This window comes from Chthoniobacterales bacterium (assembly GCA_018883245.1).
Classification (GTDB): Bacteria; Verrucomicrobiota; Verrucomicrobiia; order Chthoniobacterales; family JACTMZ01; genus JACTMZ01.
In genome coordinates, this window is the sequence record VEQL01000013.1 from 1 (window position 1) to 24,053 (window position 24,053).

At 64.2% G+C, this 24,053-nt stretch carries 26 protein-coding genes; 20 read left to right on the plus strand and 6 right to left on the minus strand.

Features of this window, described 5'->3' with window-relative positions:
* The coding region (locus FGM15_06205) for a GNAT family N-acetyltransferase (GenBank protein ID MBU3665455.1) at positions 1-356 on the minus strand (356 nt) is incomplete at its 3' end.
* A gap of 49 nt (positions 357-405) precedes the next feature.
* Positions 406-2,172: a DNA mismatch repair endonuclease MutL gene (gene mutL, locus FGM15_06210; protein MBU3665456.1), complete on the minus strand. Its 1,767-nt coding sequence runs from the start codon at positions 2,170-2,172 to the stop codon at positions 406-408.
* Positions 2,173-2,287: 115 nt separating this feature from the next.
* Between mutL and FGM15_06215 the strand changes: the two genes are divergently transcribed.
* The 15 genes from FGM15_06215 (at position 2,288) to FGM15_06285 (ending at position 15,808) form a co-directional block, all read left to right on the plus strand.
* Complete coding sequence (locus FGM15_06215) at positions 2,288-3,427, plus strand: hypothetical protein (protein MBU3665457.1); 1,140 nt, start codon at positions 2,288-2,290, stop codon at positions 3,425-3,427.
* Positions 3,424-4,575 (plus strand): hypothetical protein, encoded by a 1,152-nt coding sequence (locus tag FGM15_06220; GenBank protein ID MBU3665458.1) that lies wholly within the window; start codon positions 3,424-3,426, stop codon positions 4,573-4,575. The genes FGM15_06215 and FGM15_06220 overlap by 4 nt, the downstream gene beginning before the upstream one ends.
* The gene (locus FGM15_06225; GenBank protein MBU3665459.1) at positions 4,323-5,312 is read left to right on the plus strand and encodes a DUF2071 domain-containing protein; all 990 of its coding nucleotides are present in this window, start codon (positions 4,323-4,325) and stop codon (positions 5,310-5,312) included. The genes FGM15_06220 and FGM15_06225 overlap by 253 nt, the downstream gene beginning before the upstream one ends.
* Positions 5,309-6,247 carry a ring-cleaving dioxygenase gene (locus tag FGM15_06230; GenBank protein ID MBU3665460.1) on the plus strand — a complete coding sequence of 313 codons (939 nt, stop codon included), beginning with the start codon at positions 5,309-5,311 and terminating at the stop codon, positions 6,245-6,247. Before FGM15_06225 ends, FGM15_06230 begins: the two co-directional genes overlap by 4 nt.
* A gap of 52 nt (positions 6,248-6,299) precedes the next feature.
* Entirely contained in the window at positions 6,300-8,105 is a 1,806-nt protein-coding gene (locus FGM15_06235) for a glycine--tRNA ligase (protein MBU3665461.1), read from the plus strand.
* Between the two features lie 46 nt (positions 8,106-8,151).
* On the plus strand, positions 8,152-8,847 hold the full coding sequence (phoU, locus tag FGM15_06240) for a phosphate signaling complex protein PhoU (GenBank protein MBU3665462.1): 696 nt from the start codon (positions 8,152-8,154) through the stop codon (positions 8,845-8,847).
* Positions 8,848-8,858: 11 nt separating this feature from the next.
* Entirely contained in the window at positions 8,859-9,539 is a 681-nt protein-coding gene (locus tag FGM15_06245) for an ABC transporter ATP-binding protein (GenBank protein ID MBU3665463.1), read from the plus strand.
* An 83-nt stretch (positions 9,540-9,622) separates the two neighbouring features.
* Positions 9,623-10,249, plus strand: coding sequence for a superoxide dismutase (locus FGM15_06250; protein ID MBU3665464.1), 627 nt, complete (start codon positions 9,623-9,625; stop codon positions 10,247-10,249).
* A 115-nt stretch (positions 10,250-10,364) separates the two neighbouring features.
* Positions 10,365-11,192, plus strand: a complete 828-nt coding sequence (locus tag FGM15_06255) for a shikimate dehydrogenase (GenBank protein MBU3665465.1) — start codon at positions 10,365-10,367, stop codon at positions 11,190-11,192.
* Positions 11,193-11,313: 121 nt separating this feature from the next.
* Positions 11,314-11,511, plus strand: a complete 198-nt coding sequence (locus FGM15_06260) for a hypothetical protein (protein MBU3665466.1) — start codon at positions 11,314-11,316, stop codon at positions 11,509-11,511.
* Positions 11,508-12,200, plus strand: coding sequence for a class I SAM-dependent methyltransferase (locus FGM15_06265; protein ID MBU3665467.1), 693 nt, complete (start codon positions 11,508-11,510; stop codon positions 12,198-12,200). Before FGM15_06260 ends, FGM15_06265 begins: the two co-directional genes overlap by 4 nt.
* A complete protein-coding gene (locus FGM15_06270; protein ID MBU3665468.1) occupies positions 12,197-13,225 on the plus strand; it encodes a hypothetical protein in 1,029 nt (342 codons plus the stop codon). Before FGM15_06265 ends, FGM15_06270 begins: the two co-directional genes overlap by 4 nt.
* The gene (locus FGM15_06275; GenBank protein ID MBU3665469.1) at positions 13,225-14,247 is read left to right on the plus strand and encodes a stilbene synthase; all 1,023 of its coding nucleotides are present in this window, start codon (positions 13,225-13,227) and stop codon (positions 14,245-14,247) included. The genes FGM15_06270 and FGM15_06275 overlap by 1 nt, the downstream gene beginning before the upstream one ends.
* An 86-nt stretch (positions 14,248-14,333) precedes the next feature.
* Positions 14,334-15,584: an LL-diaminopimelate aminotransferase gene (locus FGM15_06280; GenBank protein MBU3665470.1), complete on the plus strand. Its 1,251-nt coding sequence runs from the start codon at positions 14,334-14,336 to the stop codon at positions 15,582-15,584.
* Between the two features lie 20 nt (positions 15,585-15,604).
* On the plus strand, positions 15,605-15,808 hold the full coding sequence (locus tag FGM15_06285) for a hypothetical protein (protein ID MBU3665471.1): 204 nt from the start codon (positions 15,605-15,607) through the stop codon (positions 15,806-15,808).
* Positions 15,809-15,863: 55 nt separating this feature from the next.
* Here FGM15_06285 and FGM15_06290 read toward each other — a convergent pair whose 3' ends face one another.
* A complete protein-coding gene (locus FGM15_06290) occupies positions 15,864-16,316 on the minus strand; it encodes a hypothetical protein (protein ID MBU3665472.1) in 453 nt (150 codons plus the stop codon).
* Positions 16,317-16,404: 88 nt separating this feature from the next.
* Here FGM15_06290 and FGM15_06295 point away from each other — a divergent pair, with 88 nt between their 5' ends.
* A complete protein-coding gene (locus FGM15_06295; protein MBU3665473.1) occupies positions 16,405-16,902 on the plus strand; it encodes a hypothetical protein in 498 nt (165 codons plus the stop codon).
* Positions 16,899-17,822, plus strand: a complete 924-nt coding sequence (locus FGM15_06300; protein ID MBU3665474.1) for a hypothetical protein — start codon at positions 16,899-16,901, stop codon at positions 17,820-17,822. The genes FGM15_06295 and FGM15_06300 overlap by 4 nt, the downstream gene beginning before the upstream one ends.
* A 13-nt stretch (positions 17,823-17,835) precedes the next feature.
* Here FGM15_06300 and xerD read toward each other — a convergent pair whose 3' ends face one another.
* On the minus strand, positions 17,836-18,732 hold the full coding sequence (gene xerD, locus FGM15_06305) for a site-specific tyrosine recombinase XerD (GenBank protein MBU3665475.1): 897 nt from the start codon (positions 18,730-18,732) through the stop codon (positions 17,836-17,838).
* A complete protein-coding gene (locus tag FGM15_06310; GenBank protein MBU3665476.1) occupies positions 18,729-19,607 on the minus strand; it encodes a phosphoribosylaminoimidazolesuccinocarboxamide synthase in 879 nt (292 codons plus the stop codon). The genes xerD and FGM15_06310 overlap by 4 nt, the downstream gene beginning before the upstream one ends.
* A 104-nt stretch (positions 19,608-19,711) precedes the next feature.
* On the opposite strand from FGM15_06310, the gene yajC reads away from it, so the two are divergent.
* Positions 19,712-20,026 carry a preprotein translocase subunit YajC gene (yajC, locus tag FGM15_06315; GenBank protein MBU3665477.1) on the plus strand — a complete coding sequence of 105 codons (315 nt, stop codon included), beginning with the start codon at positions 19,712-19,714 and terminating at the stop codon, positions 20,024-20,026.
* A gap of 38 nt (positions 20,027-20,064) precedes the next feature.
* Positions 20,065-22,383, plus strand: coding sequence for a protein translocase subunit SecD (gene secD, locus FGM15_06320; protein ID MBU3665478.1), 2,319 nt, complete (start codon positions 20,065-20,067; stop codon positions 22,381-22,383).
* Here secD and FGM15_06325 read toward each other — a convergent pair.
* Complete coding sequence (locus FGM15_06325; protein MBU3665479.1) at positions 22,340-23,293, minus strand: LysR family transcriptional regulator; 954 nt, start codon at positions 23,291-23,293, stop codon at positions 22,340-22,342. The genes secD and FGM15_06325 overlap by 44 nt on opposite strands.
* Before the next feature lie 56 nt (positions 23,294-23,349).
* On the opposite strand from FGM15_06325, the gene FGM15_06330 reads away from it, so the two are divergent.
* The gene (locus FGM15_06330; protein MBU3665480.1) at positions 23,350-24,042 is read left to right on the plus strand and encodes a zinc metallopeptidase; all 693 of its coding nucleotides are present in this window, start codon (positions 23,350-23,352) and stop codon (positions 24,040-24,042) included.
* Positions 24,043-24,053: the final 11 nt, after the last annotated feature.

A 24,053-nucleotide genomic window follows, 5' to 3' on the forward strand; every position in this document is an offset into this window, starting at 1 on the left:
GTGATGCGCACGAAACCTTTCTCGCGGGCGAAATCGATGGCGTGTTTGAGAAGACGTCCGCCATGCCCCTGCCCCCGGTGGTCGGCATGAACCACAAGATCCTCCAGCAGAAGAACGACGCCGCCTTCCGCCGTGCTGATCGTGATGAGAAGGTGGCTCATCCCGATGATGCGCGTGCTGTTGCGCAGGACAAAGATGCGCCCGCGGTTCGGTTGCTCGAGGATGAGCCGCAATCCGCGCATCTGCTTGGCTTGGTCGGCGGTAAACTCCGGTTCTGCGGCAAAAAGATCGGCCAGCAGCTCGGCCATGAGCGGCAGGTCTTCGAGCGTTGCAGGTTCGATGCGCAGGTCCGGCATTGGGGCTAGTTGTAGTTGCACCCGCTGCGCGCGGCAAGGCGGCGGGGGCTCAAGCTCGCCCGAATTTGCGGTCCAGCTCGCGCCAGGAAAATTGCAGCATGACCGGTTTGCCATCCGGGTCGCAGTAGGGCAACTCACACGCGAGCAACTGGGAAACCAACGCATGCTGGGCACGCTCGTCGGACGGCTCGGGTGCGCCCCTGGCCAAACGCGCCACCGCGCGCCGCACGCTGTCATCGAGCGAGGCACGACTTTTTGCGGCGCCATCGGACAAGAAATCCTGGGCGAAATCCTCCACCACCCTCCGAGGGTCGCGTCCGGCGAGAAAGTCCGGCATGGCCTCGACTTTGACCGCATTTCCCCCGAACAAATCGATGCCGAAACCGGAGGCGGCGAGAACGGCCAGATTTTCCGCGACGGCTTCATGCAAACGCGGAGGAAGCTCGAAAACCGCGGGCATGAGCAAGCGCTGCGCGGCGACGGCCCCGCCATCCACCCCGAGTTGAAGGCGCTCGAAAAGAATGCGCTGCCGGGCCGCGCTGCGATCGAGCATGACCATTCCCTCTTCTCCTTCGAGCAGCAGATACCGCGGTCCAAGAGGGCCAATGAGCCGGAATTCCCCGGCCGCAGCACTCCGCTCCGCGGGAACGCTCGAAGCCGGTCCGGACGTCACAACGGGCGACACCATTTCGGCCGGGCGAATTTCGGGAGGCGCCGCAGGACTGCGGGGCAGTTCGGGTTGATGGCGACTGCTGTGCGGGTCGACCTGCGGCGCACGCGCAACGCGCGCCGCGATGTGCGTCTGCACGGGACGTAACCACTCTGCCCGCGCCTCGCGCAGCGCCGCGGCCACGGCCTCATGCACCGCATCGCGCACCGCCGACCCGCGGCGGAAGCGCACCTCGCGCTTGGCCGGATGCACATTGCAGTCCATTTCCCGCGGATCGATCTCCAGGTGCAAGACGACCGACGGATGCCGACCCGGCTCGAGCATCTGACTGTAAGCCTCGCGCAAACCGGCGGCGAGAAAGCCGCTGTCGACCGCACGCCCGTTGACAAAAAAGAACTGCCTGCCGCGGTCGGCGCGCGTCACCACCGGACGCGAGACGAGTCCGTTCACACGGATACCATCACGCTCGAAGTGGGCAATCTCGAGGAACTGCGCGCGATCCTCGGCCCCGAAAAGATCGCCGGTCCGCGCGGCCAACGGGGCGGACGGCAACCGGTAGATCTCGCGACCTTCCCGCACGTAGGCGAGCGCCACCGACGGAAACGCCAGCGCGATGTTTTCGACCGCACGGTCGAGATGCGCGGATTCGGTGGCGTGGCTTCGCAGGAATTTTTTCCGCGCAGGCACATTGAAGAAAAGCGATTTGACCTCGATGGTCGTTCCGACCGGGCAACCGGCGTCGCGAACCGCGACCAATTTGCCCCCGCGCACCACCGCCTCGGTGCCGGCGCTGGCTCCTTCCGTCCGCGTGCGCAGGGTAAACTCCGAAACGCTCGCAATGCTCGGCACGGCTTCGCCGCGGAATCCCATCATCTGCACCGAGGCGAGATCCGCTGCGGTGGCGATTTTGCTGGTCGCGTGGCGCTCCAGCGCCATGAGCGCATCCTCGCGGTCCATGCCGGATCCGTTGTCGGTCACGCGCACGAGCGCGGTTCCCGCGCCCCGCACTTCGACCTCGATCTGCCGCGCACCCGCGTCGAGGCTGTTCTCGAGGAGTTCCTTGAGCACCGAGGCGGGACGCTCCACGACTTCGCCCGCCGCGACCTGGCTGGCCACGACTTCCGGCAGGACGCGGATCTTACCCATGACGCTGCCCGGCTCCCGTTTGACTTGGCTTCGTCCCGTGGTTTAGAGACATTCCGGCTTCATTACATGGCCAGACCGACCGACTCAATGCCTGCCGTTCCCTCCCGAGACCCGCATGTATAACGGCCGCTCCACTCGCCCGGGTCCCGCGGGCCGCGACAGCCTCTTCGGCTGGACGATCTTCATCATCTTTCTGGCGATCTTTGCCGCGGGTTGCTGGATCGGCAGTTTCTACATCTTCGGGCACCCGGAAGAGGCTCTGAGCTACCGTGTCCTTCGCACGCTCGGCAAAATCGACGCCCCGCGGCGATTCGCGCTCACCGCCGCACCCCGCGGACAGTTCCTCGACGCGAACAAGCTCTTCGACCGCTTCACGAAGTTGCAACCGCGCCAACTCGAATCGGAGAACAAAAGGCTCCAGCGCGGTTACGTGCGAAATTACGAACAGCACAAGGAACTGATCCCTTACGTCGTGGGCTCCTACGATTTGTTGGGTGCGTTCCGGCTCGGGCCGGGAAACTTTTTCACCGGGGGCGTGGTCGCGCTCGCGCAGTCGGTTGAAAATCCGAAAGTCCTTCTGGAATTGGTTTTCCCCACCCCCGAAAAGGACGCTGCCGCCGCGGAGCGCACGCTCACCACAGGCCTCGATCTCAGGCTTCCCAAGACGATGGATCTCATCGCCGTGATCAACGCGCGCATTTTGCCCGACGGACGCCTCAACATCACGGCTGTCCCGTTGCTTTACGGCAACTACACGTCGAGCGGGACAGCCGGGACGTTCAGCCTGGAACCGCCCACGGACCTGAACGTCGGCGCCGGACTTCCCGTGCTCAACGAGGCCGCGGTCAAAGAGGCCGAAAAGCACTACGCCGCCTACCTGCAGCGGACCGGTTTCGCACGCGGTTCTTCCTCGCTCGCACGCGTGCAGCCACCCGCGGTTGTGAAGCCGGTCGAGGTGCCGGTCGCGCGCGCCGTGCCGGTCCAGCGCGGAACACCCGGCCCTGTCCAGGAGCCCGCGATACCCCGTGCCCTGCCGGCCACACCCGCGGGCGAAGTCACCGTGCGCAGGGCGGAACCGGTCAAACCGGCCGTTGCCGGCGGCGACGAAGCCGTTCCCGTGCGCCGCGCGGAACCTGTGGCGCCCCGTGCCGTGCCCGCCGCGTCACCGGCGCAAGCTGCCGTGCCGCTGCAGCCGTTCGGCGGCGCGGCACCCGAGCAACAGCCATCCCCGGCCCGCACCGGGCAAACCGAGTGACCGCTCGCCCCGCGGATTGCGCAGGCCCCGGGGAAGAACTGCGACGCCGCATCAAAAGCAACGGTCCCGTCGGCTTCGACGAGTTCATGTCCGTTGCTCTCTATCACCCGGAAGGCGGCTATTACGCGTCCGGAACGTCGCGCACCGGGAAACACGGCGACTTTGTCACCAGCGTCAGCATCGGGCCGGTCTTCGGAAAACTTCTGGCCGCGCAGTTCTCGCGGATGTGGAAAGAGCTCGGCGAGCCCGGAGATTTCACGCTCGTCGAACAAGGCGCTAATGACGGGCAGCTTTTGGACGACATCCTGACGGCGATCGATCGCAACCACCCGGGATTCCGTCCGCACGCCATCATCGTCGAACCGCTCGCCAACCGCCGCACGGCTCAAGAAACGTTGCTGCGGCGCTGGCAGGGGCGGACGCAATGGGTGGCGGACGAAAAAGATTTGCCGCGCTTCACCGGCGTGTTCTTCGCCAACGAATTGCTCGATGCCTTTCCGGTCAAACTTCTCGTCCGCACCGGCGGCAAATGGCTCGAGCGCCGCGTCGATTGCGACGCAGACCGGTTCGTCTTCCGCGAAACTCCTCTCGAGCATGCTGAAGCATTGGAGGCTGCGAAGAAAATGCCGGTCGATGGCGACAGCCGCTTTTGCACCGAATGGAGTCCTTCGCTCGCGCCCTGGCTCGAGACCGTCGCGGACAAATTGCAACGCGGATGGATTTTTCTCGTCGATTACGGGCATCCGCGCCGCGCCAGGTTTCATCCCGCGCGTGCGGAGGGAACGCTGGCCGCTTACCGCAAACAGCAGAGGGCGCCCGATCCCCTCGCCGCTCCGGGCCAACAGGATCTCACCGCGCACGTCGATTTCACGACGGTCGCCGAGGAGGCGGAAAAATGCGGACTGCGCATCGCCGGATTCACCGACCAGCATCACGCCCTCGCCGCCTTGGCCGCGATCACATTTCCACCCATGGCGTCGTCACCACTCGATGCCGCAGCGGCAAAGGAGATGCGCGCCCTGCGCCAGCTTCTTCACCCGGAAAGCATGGGCACGTCATTCAAATTTCTGGCGCTTTCCAAGGGAATCGACGCGCCGCTGCCGGCATTCCGCTTTGCCAGCGACGCCCACCGCGAGCTTTTCGCATGAAACGTCCGACCGCAGAGCAACGCGAAGCGGCACGCCGCAGCCCCGGCGGACGCCGTCCCGTCATGCACCAGCGATGGGAAAATCTGCTTTTTCTTCATTGGACCGTTGATCGCGACGACATCCAGCGCACCCTTCCGCGCGGACTGCACGCCGACACTTTCGCCGGAACCGGTTGGATCGGTGTTGTGCCCTTCGCCATGCGCAACGTGCGTCCCGCCGGCTTGCCCGCTGCCGGATCGCTTTCGAATTTTCTCGAACTCAACGTCCGCACCTATGTCCATGACGACGATGGAGTCCCCGGCGTCTGGTTTTACTCCCTGGACTGCAATCAACCGCTTGCGGTGCTTGCCGCGCGCACGTTTTTCCGCCTGCCCTACGAGCATTCCACCATGCGCGCCGATTTCGGTCCGACGATCGATTACCATTCGACCCGCCGAGGGACTTCGGCAGAAGCACATTACACGTGGCGCCCGCATGGCGAGACGCGATGCGCGACGGCCGGCAGCCTCGAATTTTTCCTGCTCGAGCGCTATCACCTCTATGCAACCCGGGGACCGCACCTTTGCCGCGGCACCGTCGCCCATGCGCCTTACGAATTCCGCGAGGCGAAGATCGACCGGTGTTCCGTGCTTCCCGCCGCGCTCGCCGGGTTCGATGCACTCGCACCGCAACCCCAGCACGCCTGCCACGCCGACGGCTTCGACGTCCGCATCTTCGCTCTTGAACGACTGAAATGAAACTCCACGGCATCCACCACGTCACTGCCATCACCGCCCGCGCGAGGGAGAACCATCATTTTTACACGCAGGTCCTCGGCATGCGGTTGGTGAAAAAGACCGTCAACCAGGACGACGTCTCGGCCTACCATCTTTTCTATGCCGACGGCAACGGAACGCCGGGAAGCGATCTGACATTTTTCGATTGGCCCGCGGCGCCGGAACAGCGGGGCACGCCCGGCATCACGCGCACCGGATTGCGCATCGGCAACAATGCGTCCCTCGAATGGTGGCACGACCGGCTCCGTGCCCGCGACGTGCGGCATGAGGGCATCGCGGAGCGCGATGGGCGCGCCGTCCTCGACTTCGAGGATCCCGAAGGCCAGCGGCTCTGCTTCGTCGCGGATGAAGCGGATGGCAAAGCGCATCCGTGGACACGCAGCCCCGTGCCGCCGGAACACCAGATCCGCGGCCTTGGTCCTGTCACGCTCAGCGTCCCGAAACTCGAACGCACCGACCGCGTATTCCGCGAATTGCTGAACATGCAACCGGTCCGCAGCTACGATCATGCCGGACGCGAGGCGCGCGTTTACCAAAGCGGTGATGCAAGCGGCCCCGCACAAGAGTTGCATGTCATGACGGAACCCGGCGCACCGTTCGCACGGCAAGGCGCGGGCGGGGTGCATCATCTGGCCCTGCGCACCACGTTGTCAGACTACGATGCTTGGGCCGCGCGTCTTTCCGACGCCGGCATTCCCCACAGCGGACCCGTCAACCGTTTCTGGTTCCGCAGCCTCTACTTTCGCGAGCCGAACGGCATCCTGATCGAGATCGCCACCGACGAACCCGGCTTCACCGCGGATGAACCTTCGGACCGGCTCGGCGAAGCCCTTTCGCTCCCGCCCTTCCTCGAGCCTCGCCGCGCCGAAATCGAAGCCGGGCTCAAACCGCTCTGACCGCGATTTTCCGCGTGTCGCAGCACGGCAGGACCGCTACATTCGGCCGCTCATGTCGAAGGAAGCGCAACAACAGCGGATGGAAAAGGTCGTCAGCCTGTGCAAACGGCGCGGGTTCATTTTCCAGTCGTCAGAAATCTACGGCGGACTCAACGGTTTTTGGGACTACGGCCCGATGGGAGCGGAACTCAAACGCAACCTGCGGGATTCATGGTGGCACACGATGACGCGCGACCGCGACGATGTCGTGGGCCTCGATGCGAGCATCATCATGCACCCGACGGTATGGACCGCCAGCGGGCATGTGGACACGTTCAGCGACCCGATGAGCACCTGCAAGCAATGCAAGAAGCTTGTCCGCGCCGACCAGTGGTGGGCGATGATGTCCGAGCAGAAGTGGACACAATCGATCGCGGAGCTTGTCGAACCGGGCACCAATCGCTTCCACCCCGCCGACCTCCTGAAGTGGGGCAAAGGCAAAGGCAAACAACTTGCGCCCAACCTCGCGCTTGTCCGCAATCCCGATGTCACGATTTCCTGGCTGGCGGAAGAAACGGAGAAGGGCAAAGGGCCGGCTGATGCTGTCGAGCTTTACAAGTTTCTCGCCACCGAGCAAATGGCCGTCACCGGTTTGGTGACGCCGTGCCCGCATTGCGGCGGAGAACTCACCGCCCCGCGGCCGTTCAACCTCATGTTCCGCACGCATTGCGGACCGGTGGAGAGCGATGAGAACCTCGCCTACCTGCGCCCCGAGACGGCACAGGCCATTTTCGTGCAGTTCAAAAACGTCCTGGACTCCTCGCGCGTCAAAGTTCCTTTCGGCATCGCGCAAATCGGCAAAGCCTTCCGCAACGAGATCACGCCTCGCAATTACACGTTCCGCTCCCGCGAGTTCGAGCAGATGGAGCTCGAATTTTTCATCCGGCCCGATGACGCCGTGCGACTCATCCACGGACACGTCGAGACTTGGCGCGAAGGCGCGGACCTCTCCGCCCCGCGCCCGAACTGGGGCTGGGACATGTGGCACCGTTACTGGGTGGACCAACGCACGAAATATTACGACGCAATCGGCCTCGGCACGGACGTGCTCGACTACCACTGGCAAAAGCCGGAGGAACTCGCGCATTACGCCCGCGCCACGGTCGATATCCTTTTCAAATTTCCCTTCGGCACGGAGGAACTCGAAGGCATCGCCGCCCGCGGGGACTTCGACTTGGCGCAGCACCAGAAGTTCTCCGGCAAACCTCTGGAGGTATTCGACGAGGAACTCAAAGCTGCGTGCGACAAACTCTCCGACGCACAGAAAAAAGAATTCATCGACGAATTGTTCGAGAACCGCAAATGCGCGGACACCACGCGCGAGGAAATCGCGACTTGCGCGGAAAGACTTTTCAAAGGCTTCTACCTGCCGCACGTCATCGAACCGTCGGCCGGACTCGACCGCATGGCCTTGGCCGTGCTGGCCGCCGCATTCGACGAGGAAACCGTCAGCGATGACAAAGGCAAAGCCGAGACCCGCACCGTGCTGCGCCTGCACCCCCGCGTTGCGCCGGTCAAATGCGCCATCTTCCCGCTGCTGAAAAACCGGCCTGAACTCGTCGCCAAAGCGCGCGAAATCGAAGCCTCGTTGCGTCGTCACATGAACGTCTTCTACGACGAAGCGGGCGCCATCGGGCGCCGCTACCGCCGGCAGGACGAGATCGGAACGCCATTCTGCGTCACCGTGGATTTCGACACGATCGGGGAAAACGGGCCGGAGAAAGCCGGCACTGTCACCCTGCGACACCGGGACTCGATGCAGCAGGAGCGCATCCCGGTCACCGAACTGCGCGCACGGCTGGAAGCCGCGATTTTCTGACCGTGGCGGCTTGCTCGCCGCACCGACCGGAGCCTAACTTACTTCCATGCCGGACAACACTCCCCAACATATTTTGGCGAGGTTCGACGACGCGCTCAAAACACTGCGCGATCACGTCCTCATGATGGCCAGCCTCACGGACAAACTGCTTGTCCGCGCGGGTGAAGGCCTCTTCCAAAGGAATCTCGACGCCTGCAACGGCGTGATCGCGGACGACGCCGAGATCGACGTTCTGGAAAAGAATGTCGATGAGGACGGCATGGAGATCATGGTGCGGTTCCAGCCGATGGCCCGCGACTTGCGTGAGGTTGTGGCCGCGATGAAAGTCGGCACCGACCTCGAGCGCGTGGCCGACCAGGCGGTGAGCATCGCGCGCCGCGCACGCCGCCTCAACCAGTCCCCTTCGCTCCCCGAGACCGCCGCCTTGGAGGAAATGTTCCGCATGGCCCTGGAGCTTTTCCGCGCAAGTGTGCGCAGCTTCGCCGACCGCGACGAGACGCTGGCCCGCACCCTCAAGCCGCGCGACCGCGACCTGGACGGACTCCACCACAAAATGATCGGCGACCTCACCGCCCGGATGTCCTCGGATACGGCCCGCATTACGCAATACCTCGACCTTATCTTTGTTGCCCGCATCATCGAGCGCATCGGCGACCACGCGACCAACATCGCGGAGGACGCGGTTTTTGCGACCTCGGCTGTGGATATCCGCCACACCACCACGCCCCCGGCGGCGGGTTGAACGCCGCCGCAATGCCGGACGACATCCACCTGCACGCCCGCGGGCTCCACAAAGCCTTCCGGCTCGCATCTTCCGAACTCGAGATCCTGCGCGGTGTGGACCTCACCGTGAAGCGCGGCGAGACCGTCTTTCTCTGCGGTGCATCCGGCGCGGGCAAAAGCACCCTGCTTTACACGCTGGCCGGACTCGAACGCCCGACGTGCGGTGAGGTGAAATTCGAGGGCGAGGACCTTTACCGCGCATCCGCCTCGCGGCAAGCCGCACTCCGCAACACGCGCATGGGCTTCGTCTTTCAAAGCTACGCCCTGCTGCCCGAACTGACCGCGCTGGAAAACGTCGCACTGCCGGGCCTCATCGGCGGCAAACCCGACCGTGATCGCGCCGCCGCATTGTTGCAGCAGGTCGGTCTCGGCGCGCGGGCGGGGCACCTTCCGTCCGAGTTGAGCGGCGGCGAGCAGCAGCGCGTGGCCATCGCCCGCGCGCTCGTCAACAAGCCCGGGATGCTTTTTGCCGACGAGCCCACCGGCAACCTCGACTCCCGCACGGGAGGCGAAGTCATCGACCTGCTGCTCGGGTTGGTCCGCGAACACGGCACCACGCTTTTGGCGGTCACCCACGACACCGGACTCGCCGCCCGCGGCGACCGCGTCCTGCACATACGCGACGGCAAACTGCTCGAGCAGGAGGATTGACGCCCCGACACCCCCGGCGCCTGCGCTTGCCCCCTGCATGAGGGCTGGCTAAAAGTCTCTCCCGAAAAACAACACGAAAACCTATGGCCTACGAACTACCACCTCTCACCTACGCAAACAACGCACTCGAACCCCATATCGACGCGCGCACGATGGAGATCCACCACGACAAGCACCATCAGGCGTATATCACCAACGCGAACAACGCGCTGAAAGACCATCCGGCCCTCGCCGCCAAACCGGTCGATGAATTGATCGCCGACCTTTCCGCCGTGCCGGAAGCCGTCCGCACCGCCGTGCGCAACAACGCCGGTGGCCATGCCAACCACACGTTCTTCTGGACCATCATGGGTCCGAATGCCGGCGGCGAACCCAAAGGCAAGCTGGCCGAAGCGATCAAAGCGAAGTTCGGCAGCTACGACGCTTTCAAAGAGGCTTTTGAAAAAGCCGGCGCCACACGCTTCGGCAGCGGCTGGGCCTGGCTCGTCGTCAACAAGGGCGAACTTGAAGTGGTCTCGACCGCGAACCAGGACAGCCCGCTCATGGGCAAAGCCGTCGCCGGGGTGGAAGGGAAACCCGTCATCGGCTGCGACGTCTGGGAGCACGCCTACTACCTCAACTACCAAAACCGACGCCCCGATTACCTCAAAGCCTGGTGGAGCACGGTCAACTGGGACCAAGCCGAGAAAAACTACCTCGCCGCGCTGTAATCCGCGCCCGATCAACTCACCGCAAAAAAAGCCCGTGGCCTACCGCCCCGGGCTTTTTCTTTGGTCGCAGCCACGCCGCCTATAGAGTGACCCGATGATTCCTCCGCAAAAGCAAATGACAGGCATGCTCGGTCATCCGGTGGCCGAGAACCCGATCGACCGCATGTTCGACGCCGTTTACGCGCACTACGGGTTGCCCTGGCAATTCTGGAAAAGCAACATCGCCTCGGAGTCCGCTCTCGCCTTGGCCGTCCCCGCTTTGGCGCCTCTCGGCTACCGCGGTTTTACCATCACCGTTCCCTACAAAGTCGCGGTGATGCCGATGCTTGATGAAATCGACGACGATGTGAAAGCGATCGGCGCGGCCAATTACGTGACCATCGAGAAAGGGCGTTTGGTCGGTCACAACAACGACGGCAAGGGCGTGGTCAAAGCCATCGAAAAAGTGGTGCCCCTGCGCGGCCAGCACGTGGTCATGCTCGGCGCGGGCGGCGCCGGGCGCGCCATGGCCGTGGAGATCGCCTGGGCCGGCGCCGCAAAGATGACGCTGGTGACGCGCCGCGAAGAGCAGGGACGCGAGGTCGCCGGACTGGTGCAACGCGCCAGCGGCATCCCCTGCGATTGGCAACCCTGGCAAAAGGAAGTCGAATTGCCGGCAGGAACCACCCTGCTGATGAACGCGACCCATCTGGGCTGCGCGCCCGAACTGGAGCCCGTGCCGGTGCGTTGGGATACGGTGCCCAACGACTGCACGGCCGTCGATGTCATCACCAACCCGAGACTCACTCCTTTCCTGCTCACGGCACGCGAGCACGGTTGCCGCATCGTGGACGGCGTGGAAATGCTCGTGCAGTTGGCCATGCAGATCTTCGAACGTTGGACGGGCATCGCTCCGGACGAGAAAGTTTTCCAACGCGCCGTGGCCGAGGCCCTCGGCGAATAAATGCGTAAGCGACCGGCACTGTCCTGGACGACAAAGCCCGCGGTCTCCGCTCCGGCAATCGATGGCAGCTTCTGGGGCGCCATTGTGACATCAGATCTTTTTTGATTTTGCACCAGCCATCATGCAAACCACCCTCGACCTGGCCGACGCCCTCACCGCGGGCAATCTCGTTCCTGACGCCCACGTCGCGACAATTCTCCGCAAGCACGGCGTGCGCCGCCTCTGCACCACGGCTACCGATTTCCGGAAGTTTGACTTCTTCGAGGTTATCCATCCGCTGCGCACTGTAGCGGCAAGTTTGGTGCGCTCATCGCGATGACCCCGGGAATTCCCCCACGCAAATCGGCGCGCAGGGTCGAGCCTGAGATTCTCGACAACCTTCCGCCCGACGCCGAGGGCGTTCGCGAGGCGAGGCGGGACTTGCGCCGGATCAATGCGATCATGGGAAACCACCGATGGATCCGGAGCGCACTGCAGCGATTGGTGCAACCGGATGACCGTGTGGTTGAATTGGGCGCCGGCGACGGATCGCTCGCCTTGCGCGCAAGGGACGTTATCAGAAACGCATCCGGCAGCCGGTATTCGGCGTTGGATCTTGCACCGCCGCCGCACGACTGGCCGGGCGGGCTGGAGTTTGAATGGATCCAAGGCGACTGGCGCGAATCCTGTGCGCGCCACGCGCCTGACGTGGTTGTCGCCAACTTGTTTTTCCACCACTTCGACGATGCCGAGTTGCGCGCCGGGGCGGCAGCATTCCTCGCGTCAGCCCGTGTCATCATCTGCCGCGAACCGGCCCGGCACCGGGCGTGGATGCGACACTTGCTTCTTCCGCTCGGGCTGCACCCGATCACCCGTCATGACATGGCCGTGAGCATCCGCGCCGGTTTTCTGCACAGCGAACTTCCGCAGGCACTCGGATTGGATAAAAATTGGCGCGTCCGTGTGCGCCACACGCTTTTCGGGGCGTATGAAATGACCGCTCTACGTGCGACGGGCGGCACGAGATGAGAACGGTGCGTATCCTCGGCGGAGGACTCTCCGGCCTCGCCCTCGGCATCGCCCTTCGCGCGCGCGGCGTGCCGGCAGTCGTGCACGAGGCGATGTCTTATCCACGGCAAAAAGTTTGCGGCGAATTCTTGGGCGGACTTGATCCCGAAGTCGCCGACGTTTTGGGGCTCGAAGAAATCTTGCAGCGAACAGGAGCCCCCTCGCTTCGCGCAACCACGTGGTTCCGCGGCGGGCGGCATATTTACGAGTGCACGCTGCCCGCACCGGCACCGGGAATTTCGAGGCATGCACTGGACCGGGCCTTGGCCGAACGTTTCGTGGCGATGGGTGGTGATCTTGTCACCGGATCGCGCGTCGATACCGCCGCGGCCGCAGAGGGTGACGTGCTGGCGACCGGCTCGCCCGCACACGGCACACCGCGATGGGTCGGCCTCAAGCTCCACGTGCGAGGGTGGCCGGATGGTCCGGATCTCGAGATGCACCTCGGCAATGGAGCTTACGCGGGTGTTTCGCGCATCGAATCCGGCGCGCGGAACGTTTGCGGATTGTTCAATCGGGACTTGGTCAAGGGCGGAGGCGGCATGACCGGGGCTTTGCGCCGCGCCGGCCTCGGCCGACTGGCCGATCGTGTCGATGCGGCGGATGTCGTGGACGGCTCCACCGCATCGTGCGTGCTGCCGCGCTTCGGACGACGGCCTGCGGAAGAACATTCGACTCCCGCGCTTCCGCTAGGTGACCGTCATGCGATGATCCCGCCTTTCACCGGTCATGGCATGGCCATGGCGCTCGAGCGCGGCGTTGTTGCCGCGGGCCCGTTGGAAAGCTGGGCCACTGAACGCGCGTCATGGACGTCCACTCGCCGCGCTTTCCTTGCCGCCGACCGTTGCCGTTTCGGTCGGCGCGTGGCCGTGGCGTGCGCACTGCATCCGGTCCTGCTTCATCCGTGGGGTTCGTCCGTGCTCGGCATTTTGTGCGCTTGGCGTGCGTTGCCATTCGACGCACTTTACCGGCTCACCCACCACTGATGCGCCTCGCTTCCCTTGCCAGCGCCGTTCCACCGGCACGTTTCACGCAGCACGACGTCTGGGAGATTTTGAGAAAGTGCAAGTCCGTGCGCGCGTTGCGCACCTCGTCGCGCGGACTTCTCGAGAAAATCTTGTGCGGTCCGTCAGGCATCGACACGCGGCATTTCGCCACCGCCGATCCCGAGGCGCTCTTCGCGATGGATGCAGGCAGCCTTTCTCGGCACTACGAGAAAGAGGCTCCGCGACTCGCGGTCCAAGCGCTTGCCGCAGCACTGCAACGCGCCGGACTGCGCGCCGCCGACCTGGACGCCCTGTTCCTCTGTTCGTGCACGGGATACCTCTGCCCCGGACCCTCGAGCCATGTGGCGGAGCAACTCGGTATGCGCGCGGACGCAGTCCTGCACGATGTCGTGGGACTTGGTTGCGGCGCGGCTATTCCCACGCTTCGCGCGGCGGCCGCACACATCGCGGCGAACCCGTCGCACGTCGTCGCCACCGTTGCCGTGGAAATTTGCTCGGCGGCATTCTTCGTGGCCGACGATCCCGGCGTGCTTATTTCGCTCTGCCTGTTCGGCGATGCCGCGAGTGCGGCGGTGTGGTCGGCAGATGCAAGGGGGCCGCGCATCGGCAACTTTGTCTCGGTGCATCGGCCAGAGCACCGCGAGGCCATCCGGTTCGTCAACGATGGCGGATACCTTCGCAACCGGCTCGACCGCAGCGTTCCCGCCATAGCCGCGGCCGCGGTCGGAAAACTTGTCGGCGATCACCCCGGGCACGACGGTCCGCCGAAACTCATCACCCATCCGGGCGGGCGTGACGTCCTCGACGCAATTGCGGCAACGTTGCCCGACCACTGCATGCAATCCAGCCGCGAGGCCATGCGCCGGTTCGGCAACTGCTCCTCGCCGAGCGTTCTTCTCGCGCTGGAAATCGATATGGAGCACGAAACGCCCCACCGCGGGCCGCGATCGCTCACGGCCTTCGGCGCGGGATTCTCCTGCCACGCGGCCGTGCTCGGCTGACGCAGGCTGCGGCCTTTCGCCGATCCGATACCGACTCAGATCTTTGACTTCATCGTTCTAAAATCTAAACTCCGCGTTTCTTTCCCATGGCCTACCTCAACGAAAACTATTTCAAACTCAAAGCCGGCTACCTTTTTCCCGAGATCGCGCGGCGTGTAAAAGCTTTCGGTGAAGCGCACCCGGACGCGGCGGCAAAAATCATCCGCTGCGGGATCGGCGACGTGACCGAACCGCTTCCCGCCGCGTGCATCGAAGCGCTGCACAAAGCGGTGGACGAAATGGCGCACCGCGACACATTCCGCGGCTACGGACCCGAGCAAGGCTACGACTTCCTGCGCCACGCCATCGCGCAGCACGACTTCCGCGACCGCGGGCTTGAGGTGGAAGACGACGAAATTTTCGTGTCCGACGGATCGAAGTGCGACTGCGGCAACATCCTCGACATCTTCGGTCCGGGCAACCGCATCGCGGTGATGGATCCGGTCTATCCGGTCTATGTGGATACGAACGTGATGGTCGGCAACACTGGCGATGCGGACGAGAAAGGCGCGTATGCGGGGCTCGTTTACCTTCCCTGCACCGCGGAGAACGGATTTGTTCCGACGATCCCCAAGGAAGCCGTCGATCTGATTTATCTTTGCTACCCGAACAACCCGACGGGCGCGGTGGCCAAGCGCGATCAGCTCGCCAAGTGGGTCGAATACGCGCGCAAGCACAAGGCCGTGATTCTTTTCGACGCGGCTTACGAAGCCTACGTGCGCACGCCCGGCGTGCCGCACTCGATCTACGAAATCGAAGGCGCACGCGAGTGCGCCATCGAGTTCCGCAGCTTTTCGAAAAACGGCGGGTTCACCGGCCTGCGCTGCGCGTTCACCGTCGTTCCGAAGTCGCTCCACGCACGCACCCGCGGTGGCGAGAGCAAGCCGATCCATCCGCTCTGGCTGCGCAATCACACGACGAAATTCAACGGCGTGTCCTATCCGGTGCAGCGCGCGGCCGAAGCGATCTATTCGCCCAACGGGCGCCAGCAAGTCGATGCGCTGGTCGATTTTTACATGGAAAACGCGCGCATCCTGCGGGAGGCGGTGGCCGGCGCCGGACTCAAAGTTTATGGCGGCGTCGATGCGCCTTACATCTGGGTGCGCGGACCCGAAGGCGTCGCCAGTTGGACGATGTTCGACTTTCTCTTGCGCGAGGCCAACATCGTGACGACCCCTGGCAGCGGCTTCGGCGCGGCGGGCGAAGGTTATTTCCGCATCTCCGCCTTCAACAGCCGCGAACGCGCACAGGAAGCGGCCAAGCGCCTTGCTTCGCTGGACTTCACAAAGGCCGGCTGACCCGCCTACGATTGCACACGATGAAAGCGCTTCTTCCCGTTGTCCTCGCGGCCGGAATAACCGGCTGCGCCAATCAAGATCCGTATCAAGATCCGGACTACGTGTTGCAGCGGAACCTCTATCACCGGAACCAGAAGTGGGATTCCTACCAGAACCGCCAATACATGCGGCGGCAGGCGCAGGACGACCGCTATGAGTCGTGGTTCAATGCGGTGATGGAGTAGGACCTATCCCAAAACCATCACGTGGCGGCGCTGCATGGGCCTGAGCGCCGGTCGCTCAGAAACCCTGGGCCACGCGCTGCAATTCCTGCTGGAACGCCATGATGTCCGGTTGCGTCGGGCGATAGCCGGGCTTGGAAGGATTGAGCGCCAGACGGCCGGAGTGGTCGAGCATCCACTCCGCGGTCTCGCCGTCGGAAAATGTCACTTTGCCGCTGGCCAGTGCCTGCGGTTTGGTGATGGCGTCCATCGTCACCCGCACACCACCCGGCGCCGCACCGGCACGCTCGCCCTCGCCCTGGGTTTTGGCCGCGGCCAGACGCTCGACCGCCTCGCTTTGCCGCGGCTGTTCCTTGATCTCGAGCTTCAAGTCATCGACGAGGAAACGCACATCCATGTAGGTGAGCGAAACGCCAAACTCGTCCTTCAAACGGCGCTGCACATCGGCCAGCGAGGCGCCCTCCGACACCCACGCGGCGACCTTCTCCCGTTGATCATTGGTAATTTGCATGGCTGCAGAAAATAAACATTTTGGCGCCCGGTGCAAAGGTTGTCCGTCGGGACTTGCACATTCCCGCGGATGCATTATGGAAAGCCCCGTGAAGAAATTCTCCCGGTTCGGCATCACCATCGCAACGCTCGGCGCCCTCGGCACCTCCGGCTGCGAGAACTTCAGCGCAACGGAGGCCGGCCTCCTGGCGGCCGGACTTGCAGGGGCCGCGACAGGGATCGCCCTGGGCACGACCGGCGTGCCCGCCGGCTCCGCCGTTCCGATCTCGCTGGGTGCAGCGGCAGGCGCAGGAGCACTCGCCGTGGCCGCGACCAACATGTCGGTCGGCCGCGACCAGCGCCTTCTCGCCGAGCAGCGGGGGCAGATGCTCGTCGAGCGCGCACGCCAGCGCGGAGCGCAAAATATCCCGCGCTACATTCTCGTGGACACCGTCTCGGCCCAGCCGACCGGCGGCGGGCGTCCGGTGATGATTTTTGACACGGCCACGGGCAAAGTTGCCAGCAGACGGCTTTACTACGTGGGCATGCCTGTCGGCCCCTACGGCTACACCGAGGTGCCCGCGGGCGCATTCCCCGGCGGCCGGTGAGCGCACCCGCGGATCGTCCGCGCGTCTTCGACGAGGAGCGCCCGCCGTTTCACATCCTTCCGCCCGAAGATCGGGCGCGCGTTTTCGGCGTGGACTACGCGCTCTGCCCGCAGCAGGACGGCGGCGAGTTGTATATCATGCGCCACGCTTGGCCGTGGCGCGATTACCTGCTGCCGCAGCGTTGGTGGGACGCGGCGAGCTTGGCCGTCACCGGCGAACGCCTCGCGGGGAGCACCGGCACCGTTTATCGCGTCCGCAGCGCGCCCCCCGGGCTTCCGCCCCGCGACCTTGTGGTGAAATTTTCCCGCGTCGCGCAAGACGTGCCTTTGTTCATTCCGGACGAATTTCTCGATTCCATGCCGGGCGAGGCCGTGGCCAAGGCGCGCTTTCTCGGTCCGTTCGACGAATTCGGACTCATCAGCGAACTGCGCAACGACGTCTTCAACCACGGCGTCCGCCGCCTGCGCACGAAGGTTCCCCTGGCGATTTACTCGCCGCCGGAAAAATACCCGCTGTGGCAAACCGGGCGGCACCCGGACATTTTCCGCTCGCATGCGCGCGTGATGGCCCGCGAACAATTTGACAACGGCCTGGGCGCCATCGCCCTCGATATCGGTCGCGACTACATCGAGATATTCGCGTGGGTCGATGGCATCGACGCCGAGGAGGCCTTCGACCGCGGGATGTTGAGCAAGGCGGGGCTCGTCGATCTGGCACGCGATTCCAACCACACCCTTTCGCGGCTGGGCTACCGCGTGCTCGACAACAAACCGCGCCATCTCATCGTGCGGCCGGGTCGGGACGGCCGTTTGCTCCGCCGGCGCGGCCGCTACGTTTACACCATGGTGGATTTCGAGCTGCTGCAGCGGCACGAGGACGCGCCTTCGCACCGTTTCGCGCAGAAAGTCACACTGGGCTGACGCCACGCGCGGGTCATTTCCGCGCGCGCGGGTGGAACTGCCGGTGGGCTTTGTGCAACTGCCGCGTGTCCACGTGCGTGTAGATCTGCGTGGTCGAAATATCGGCGTGACCGAGCATCTCCTGGATGATGCGCAGATCCGCGCCACCCTCGAGCAGGTGCGTGGCGAACGAATGACGCAGCGTGTGGGGATGGATGTTTTTTTCCAAACCGGCCCGCTTGCCCAAGGCCACAACCAGTTGCCAGATGCGCTGGTTGGTCAGCTTGCGCCCGCGAACGGAAAGGAACACTTCCCCGCCGGTCTTTTTGCCGACCAGTTCCGGGCGTCCGGAAGTCAGGTAGCGCCCGACCGCCTCGCGCGCCGCGGCGCCGACAGGAACAAGCCGCTGCTTGTTGCCTTTGCCGACGACGCGGATAAAACCCTTGTCGAGGTCGAGATTCTCCAACCGCGCATTGCAAAGTTCCGAGACGCGCAGCCCGCTGGCATAGAGCAATTCGAGGATGGCGCGGTCGCGCAATTCCAGCGGCGTTTTTCCCCCCGCGGCGGCGAGCAGACGCCCCACTTCGTCGCGCGAGAGCGTCTCCGGCAGATAGGCCTCGATTTTCGGAATGCCGAGGAATTCGGTGGGATCGGAGGCGAGCACCCCGCGTTTCACGAGGAAGCGGAAGAAAACCCGCAAGGCCACGGCGTGCAGCCTGATGGTGGCGGCCGACATGCCGGCGCGTTTGCGCCAACCGAGGAATCCGCCGATCTGCTCGGGCGTCACCTTCGACCATGACCCAACCTGCGCTTCGCCGCCGGCCCATCCGGCAAAAAGCTCGAGCGAGGACCGCGTGCTGAGCTGGTAATTGTCGGAGAGACCGCGCTCGGTGGCCAAGTGCAGGATAAACTCTTCGATTTCCCCGGTCACGACGGTCGCCGCCCCAGGACGAGGCGCTCGTAGGCTTCGCGGTATTTGGCCGCCGTGCGTTCGATGACATCGGCCGGCAGATGCGGCGGAGGATCGTCCGGGGTCCAACCCGATTCCGCGAGATAGTCGCGCACGAATTGTTTGTCGAAACTCGGCGGGTGGACTCCCGGCTCCCAACGATCGGCCGGCCAGAAACCGGAAGAGTCGGGCGTCATGCAATGGCCGGCCAGCACCAACTCCTCGCCGCGCAGGGCAAACTCGAACTTCGTGTCGGCCACGATCACGCCGGCGTGCGCCGCCTGCACGCACCCGTATTCGTAAATCTCCAGCGAAGCCTCGCGAACCTGCAAGGCAAGATCGTCGCCGAGCAAACGCCGGCACTGGTCCCACGCGACCGGCTCCTCGCGTCCGTCGGCCGAACGGCGCGCGGCCGTGAAAACCGGTTTCGGCAACTTGGAGGCTTCGCGCAGCCCCCGCGGCAATTCGTGTCCGCCCACCGTGCCCCGCTGGCGGTATTCGGCCCACGCGGCTCCGGAAAGATAACCGCATGCCCCGCATTCCACCGGCAAAGGCCGCGTCCTCAGGCAAAGCATCGACCGCCCGGACAAAGCCTCCTCGAACTTTTTCAGGTCGGCCGGAAAGGCCGCGAAATCCGCGGTGACGAAATGGCTCGGTGCGAAATCCAGCCGCTGGAACCAAAAAGCCGACAGTGCGGTGACAACCCGGCCCTTCCCCGGGATCGGGTCGGGCAGGACGCGTTCGGCCACCGACAACCTGTCCGAGGCGACCACAAGGGCGCGATCGTCTGAAACGTAGATGTCGCGGACCTTGCCGCGGCGCAGCAAATCCCAGCCGGGAATGCGGAGGTCCGTCATCGGGGCTGTTTTACTACCCGCCGCCCCCGCGGGCGCAAAGCCCGAAAAACCGCCCCGCAAATTCCTTGGAACACGCGGGCGCCTCGCATACGTTGGAAAGTTCTATGAATTTGCCGCTTTTTCTCGCACAAGCCGCGCCGGAGCAGCCGCCGGTTTTGTTCCAATTCATGCCGCTCATCATCATCGCGGTGCTGTTCTATTTCCTCCTCATCCGGCCGCAGCAAAAGAAACAAAAGGAACACCAGAATCTGATCGCCAGCGTCAAGACCGGCGACAAGGTCGTGACCAGCGCCGGCATCCACGGAATCGTTTCCAACGTCAAGGAGCACACCATCCTGCTCAAGGTCGCGGACAACGTTAAGATCGAGATGGACAAGGCGGCGGTGGCCAGCGTGACCAAAGCGGCGGAAAACGCCTGAAACCTTCCGCGCGCGCCGCGTAACCCATCGCAGAACCCATGAGCCCGACCCTGATTTTCTTCGCCGGCCTGCTGATCCTGGCCTTGTTCATCTGGTATTTCCTCACCGATCTGAGCGCGCGCAAGCGCCACATCGGCCTTGTCCTCACCATTCTTCTCGTGGCGCTGTGCATCGAGGCCATCATTCCGCCGGAGAAAAAAATCCGCCTCGGCCTCGACCTGCAGGGCGGCACGTCGTTCCTGCTGAGGCTCGTCGGGCAGGAGGGCGAGCAGGTCACCCCGGCAACCCTCGACCAAGCCATCGAGGTCATCCGCAAACGCGTGGACCAGTTCGGCGTGAGCGAACCCGTCATCGCCGCGCAGGGTCGCGACCGCATCCTCGTCCAGATCCCGGGTCTCGACACGAAGCAACTCGCGCAGACCAAAGAGCAGCTCCAGCGCGTGGCGAAACTCGAGTTCGCCCTCGTCCATCCACAGAGCGAGGCGGTCCTTGCACAGGTCGATGCCGGCACCGGCGTCCTGCCCCCCGGCTACGTGCTCAAGGAATACAAGGACACCATCGAGGGCAAGGAACAGACGCTGCGTCTTTTGGTCAAACAGCGCCCCGACCTCACCGGCGACCGCGTCACGGCGGCGAACCCGTTCTACGACGTCCAGGGCTACGGCGTGGCCATGACCCTCGACAGCGAGGGGGCGAAAATGTTCGGTGACCTCACCACGGCCAACGTCGGCCAGCGACTTGCCATCATGCTCGACGGCGACGTGCAAAGCGCGCCGAATATCCGCCAGCCGATCTACGGCGGACAAGCGGTCATCACCGGGCGTTTCGACGACAAGGAGGCGCGCAACCTCGCCAGTGTTCTGGAAAACCCGCTCCGCACCCCCGTGGAGATCGAGGAAACTCGCAGCGTCTCCGCATCGCTCGGCGCGGACTCGATCAAGAGCGGCATCGGCGCTGGTTTGCTGGGCCTCGCGCTCACCCTGGTTTTCGTCCTGCTTTATTACCGTCTGGCCGGTCTGGTCGCTTGCCTCGCACTCTCGGTCAACATGGTGATGCTCTTCGGGGCGATGTGCATGTTCAACTTCGTCCTGACCCTTCCCGGCATCGCGGGCATCATCCTCACCATCGGCATGGCCATCGACGCCAACGTGCTCATCTTCGAGCGCCTGCGCGAGGAGATGGCCGCCGGCAAGTCCCTCGCCGCCGCGCTCAATTCGGCTTATGACAAAGCCTTCTCCGCCATTTTCGACTCGAACCTCACCACCCTCATCACCTCGGCCATCCTTTTCTGGCAGGCGACCGGACCGGTGAAAGGATTCGCCATCGCGCTCACCCTCGGCATCGTGGCTTCGATGTTCTCGGCGCTGCTCTTCACCCGCACCTGCTTCAGCTACATGCTCGAGAATCTGGGGCTCAAGAAACTGCGCATGCTCAACTGGATCCCGTCGCGCAGCATCGACTTCATCGGCAAACGCCACATGGCCCTCGCCGTCTCGCTGATCCTCATCCTCGGATCGGTCGGCTTCTTCGCCTGGCGCGGGGAAAAGAACTTCGGTGTCGATTTCACCGGCGGCGACCTCGTGGTTCTCGCGGCACAGAAAGTTGTGCCCCTCGCCAACGTCCGGCGCAGCGTGGAAACCGCCGGCTTCACCGACAGCACCATCCAGAGTTCGGTCGAGGAAGGCCGCGAACTCGTCACCATCCAGAGCCGCGTGAACAGCGCGGGCGCCATCGTCGCCGGCCTGCAGAAAGATTTTCCCGACGCCGGATGGACCGTCGAACAAAGCGACACGGTCGGTCCGCGCGTGGGCCGGGAACTTGCCGGACGCTCGCTCTTCGCCCTCGCGCTCGGACTCGTTGGAATCCTGATCTACGTCACGGTGCGCTTCGAGTTCGCCTTCGCACTGGGCGCCATCGTCGCGTTGCTGCACGACGTCATCATCACCGTCGGCGTGTTTTCCATGCTCGGGCGCGAAATCTCGCTCGTCATGGTCGGCGCCGTCCTGACCATCGCCGGCTATTCCATCAACGACACGATCGTCGTGTTCGACCGCGTGCGCGAGGGCCTGCGGGGCGGAATGCGCGGCTCCGTGGCGTCGGTGATGAACACCTGCATCAACGAAACGCTCGGGCGCACCATTCTGACCGGCGGCACGACCCTGCTGGCCACCGGTGCGCTCTTTTTCCTCGGCGGCCCCGTGCTCAGCGACTTCGCCCTCGCCATCCTCATCGGCATCCTTGTCGGCACCTATTCGTCCATTTTCGTCGCTGCCCCGATCGTCCTCTGGTGGTCGAAATGGACCGGACGGAGCATCAAGCGCGAGGTCCTTGGCGACGTGGCGCAGTCGGCTTCCTGAACGAGCTGACGACCTCGGCCGACAACCGGGCGATGACCCGGAGTGCCTCGTGCGAGAACTGCCGCTCGGCCGTAACCACGTGGACTTCCTCGTCGATGCCCGTTTTCACCGGCAACCGCACAAGACCGTAGCGTTTGGCGATTTCGCGCAGCACGGGATCGGGCAAAGGCGCAGCACCCGCGCCCCCGGCGGCCATCTCGCCCATGGCAGCCGCGTCGTCGAACTCTCCGCGGATGTCCGGCCGGATCCCGTTGTCCCGCCACCAGCGGTCGAGATCCCTCCGCAGCGGCGACTCGCTTGTCGGCACGAGCACGGGAAAACCGTCCAGCCCGCGGCTGCGTTTGAATCTCCGTGCGAGCGCCGGCGAGGCGGCAAAGGAAACGCCGAAGCGGCCCGCCCGGCGGCTGAACACCGCCGTCTTCAGCGCGGCCGGCGGAGGTTCGTTGCCGATGACCAGATCCAGTTGGTGCGCGGCGAGTGCGGGGAATAATTCGCTCGAAAGCCCCTCGCGCACCACGACGCGAAGACCGGGCAACTCCTGCCAGGCACGCACGAGGATGGCGGACGCAAGAAACTTCGGCACTGCATCGACGATCCCCACGAAGAACGTCTGAGGCCCCTCCGGGCTTCCACGACGGACCACTTCGACCATTTCATCGCCGAGGTTGAAGATGCGCTCGGCATAGCGCCGCACCACCCGGCCCGCTTCGGTGGGCACAAGGCGTTTACCCTCGCGCAGGAAGAGCGGCAGCCCGAGAAACCCCTCCAACTCCCTCACCTGCGCACTCAGCGTCGGCGGGGATACGTGCAGGACCTGCGACGCCGCCTTGATCCCGCCCTCGGCGGCGACAGCGAGAAAGTAGCGCAGGTGGTGGTAGTTGATCTGGAGATTCATGCGGTTTTTCCTCATGATATGTGTTTTTCTTCGTAATATGCAAACTTCGCCGGACGGTTAGATTCGGCGGCATGACAACCACCGCACTGCTTCTCTTCGCCGGAACAATGCTCCTGTCACTCTGGGCATCGGCCCGGGTCAAACGCACCTACCGCCGCTACTCGGCACAGCCCGCTTTGTCGGGCCTCACGGGAGCCGAGACGGCGCGTCGCATCCTCGAAAACGAGGGTGTCGTGAATGTGGAGGTCGTCCCGCAACAGGGCGAATTGACCGACCACTACGATCCCCTGCACCGCCGCCTCGTTCTGAGCGAGGAGAACTTCCACGGCAACTCCGTGGCCGCGGTTGCCGTCTCCGCGCACGAGGCCGGGCACGCCATTCAGCATGCGCGCGCTTACGGTCCCCTGCACCTTCGCATGGCCGCGGTGGGCGCCACGCAATTCGCGAGCCAGATCGTCATGTGGCTGCCGCTGCTCGGGCTCTTCACCAGCGTCATTTCGCCGACCACGGCCATCATGCTCATGGCGGGCGGTTGGGGAATCATCATGTTCTTCAACCTCGTCACTCTCCCCGTCGAGTTCGACGCCTCCCGTCGCGCCCGCCTGGCGCTGCGTTCCAGCGGAGCCATCGCCACGGTCTCGGAATCCGAGGGCGTCGATCGTGTGCTCAACGCGGCGGCGCTCACCTATGTGGCGGCGTTCATAACATCCCTGGCCTATTTCCTCTGGCACCTCCTGCCGCTGCTGGCCGGACGCCGGGAATAACCGCAGAAAAG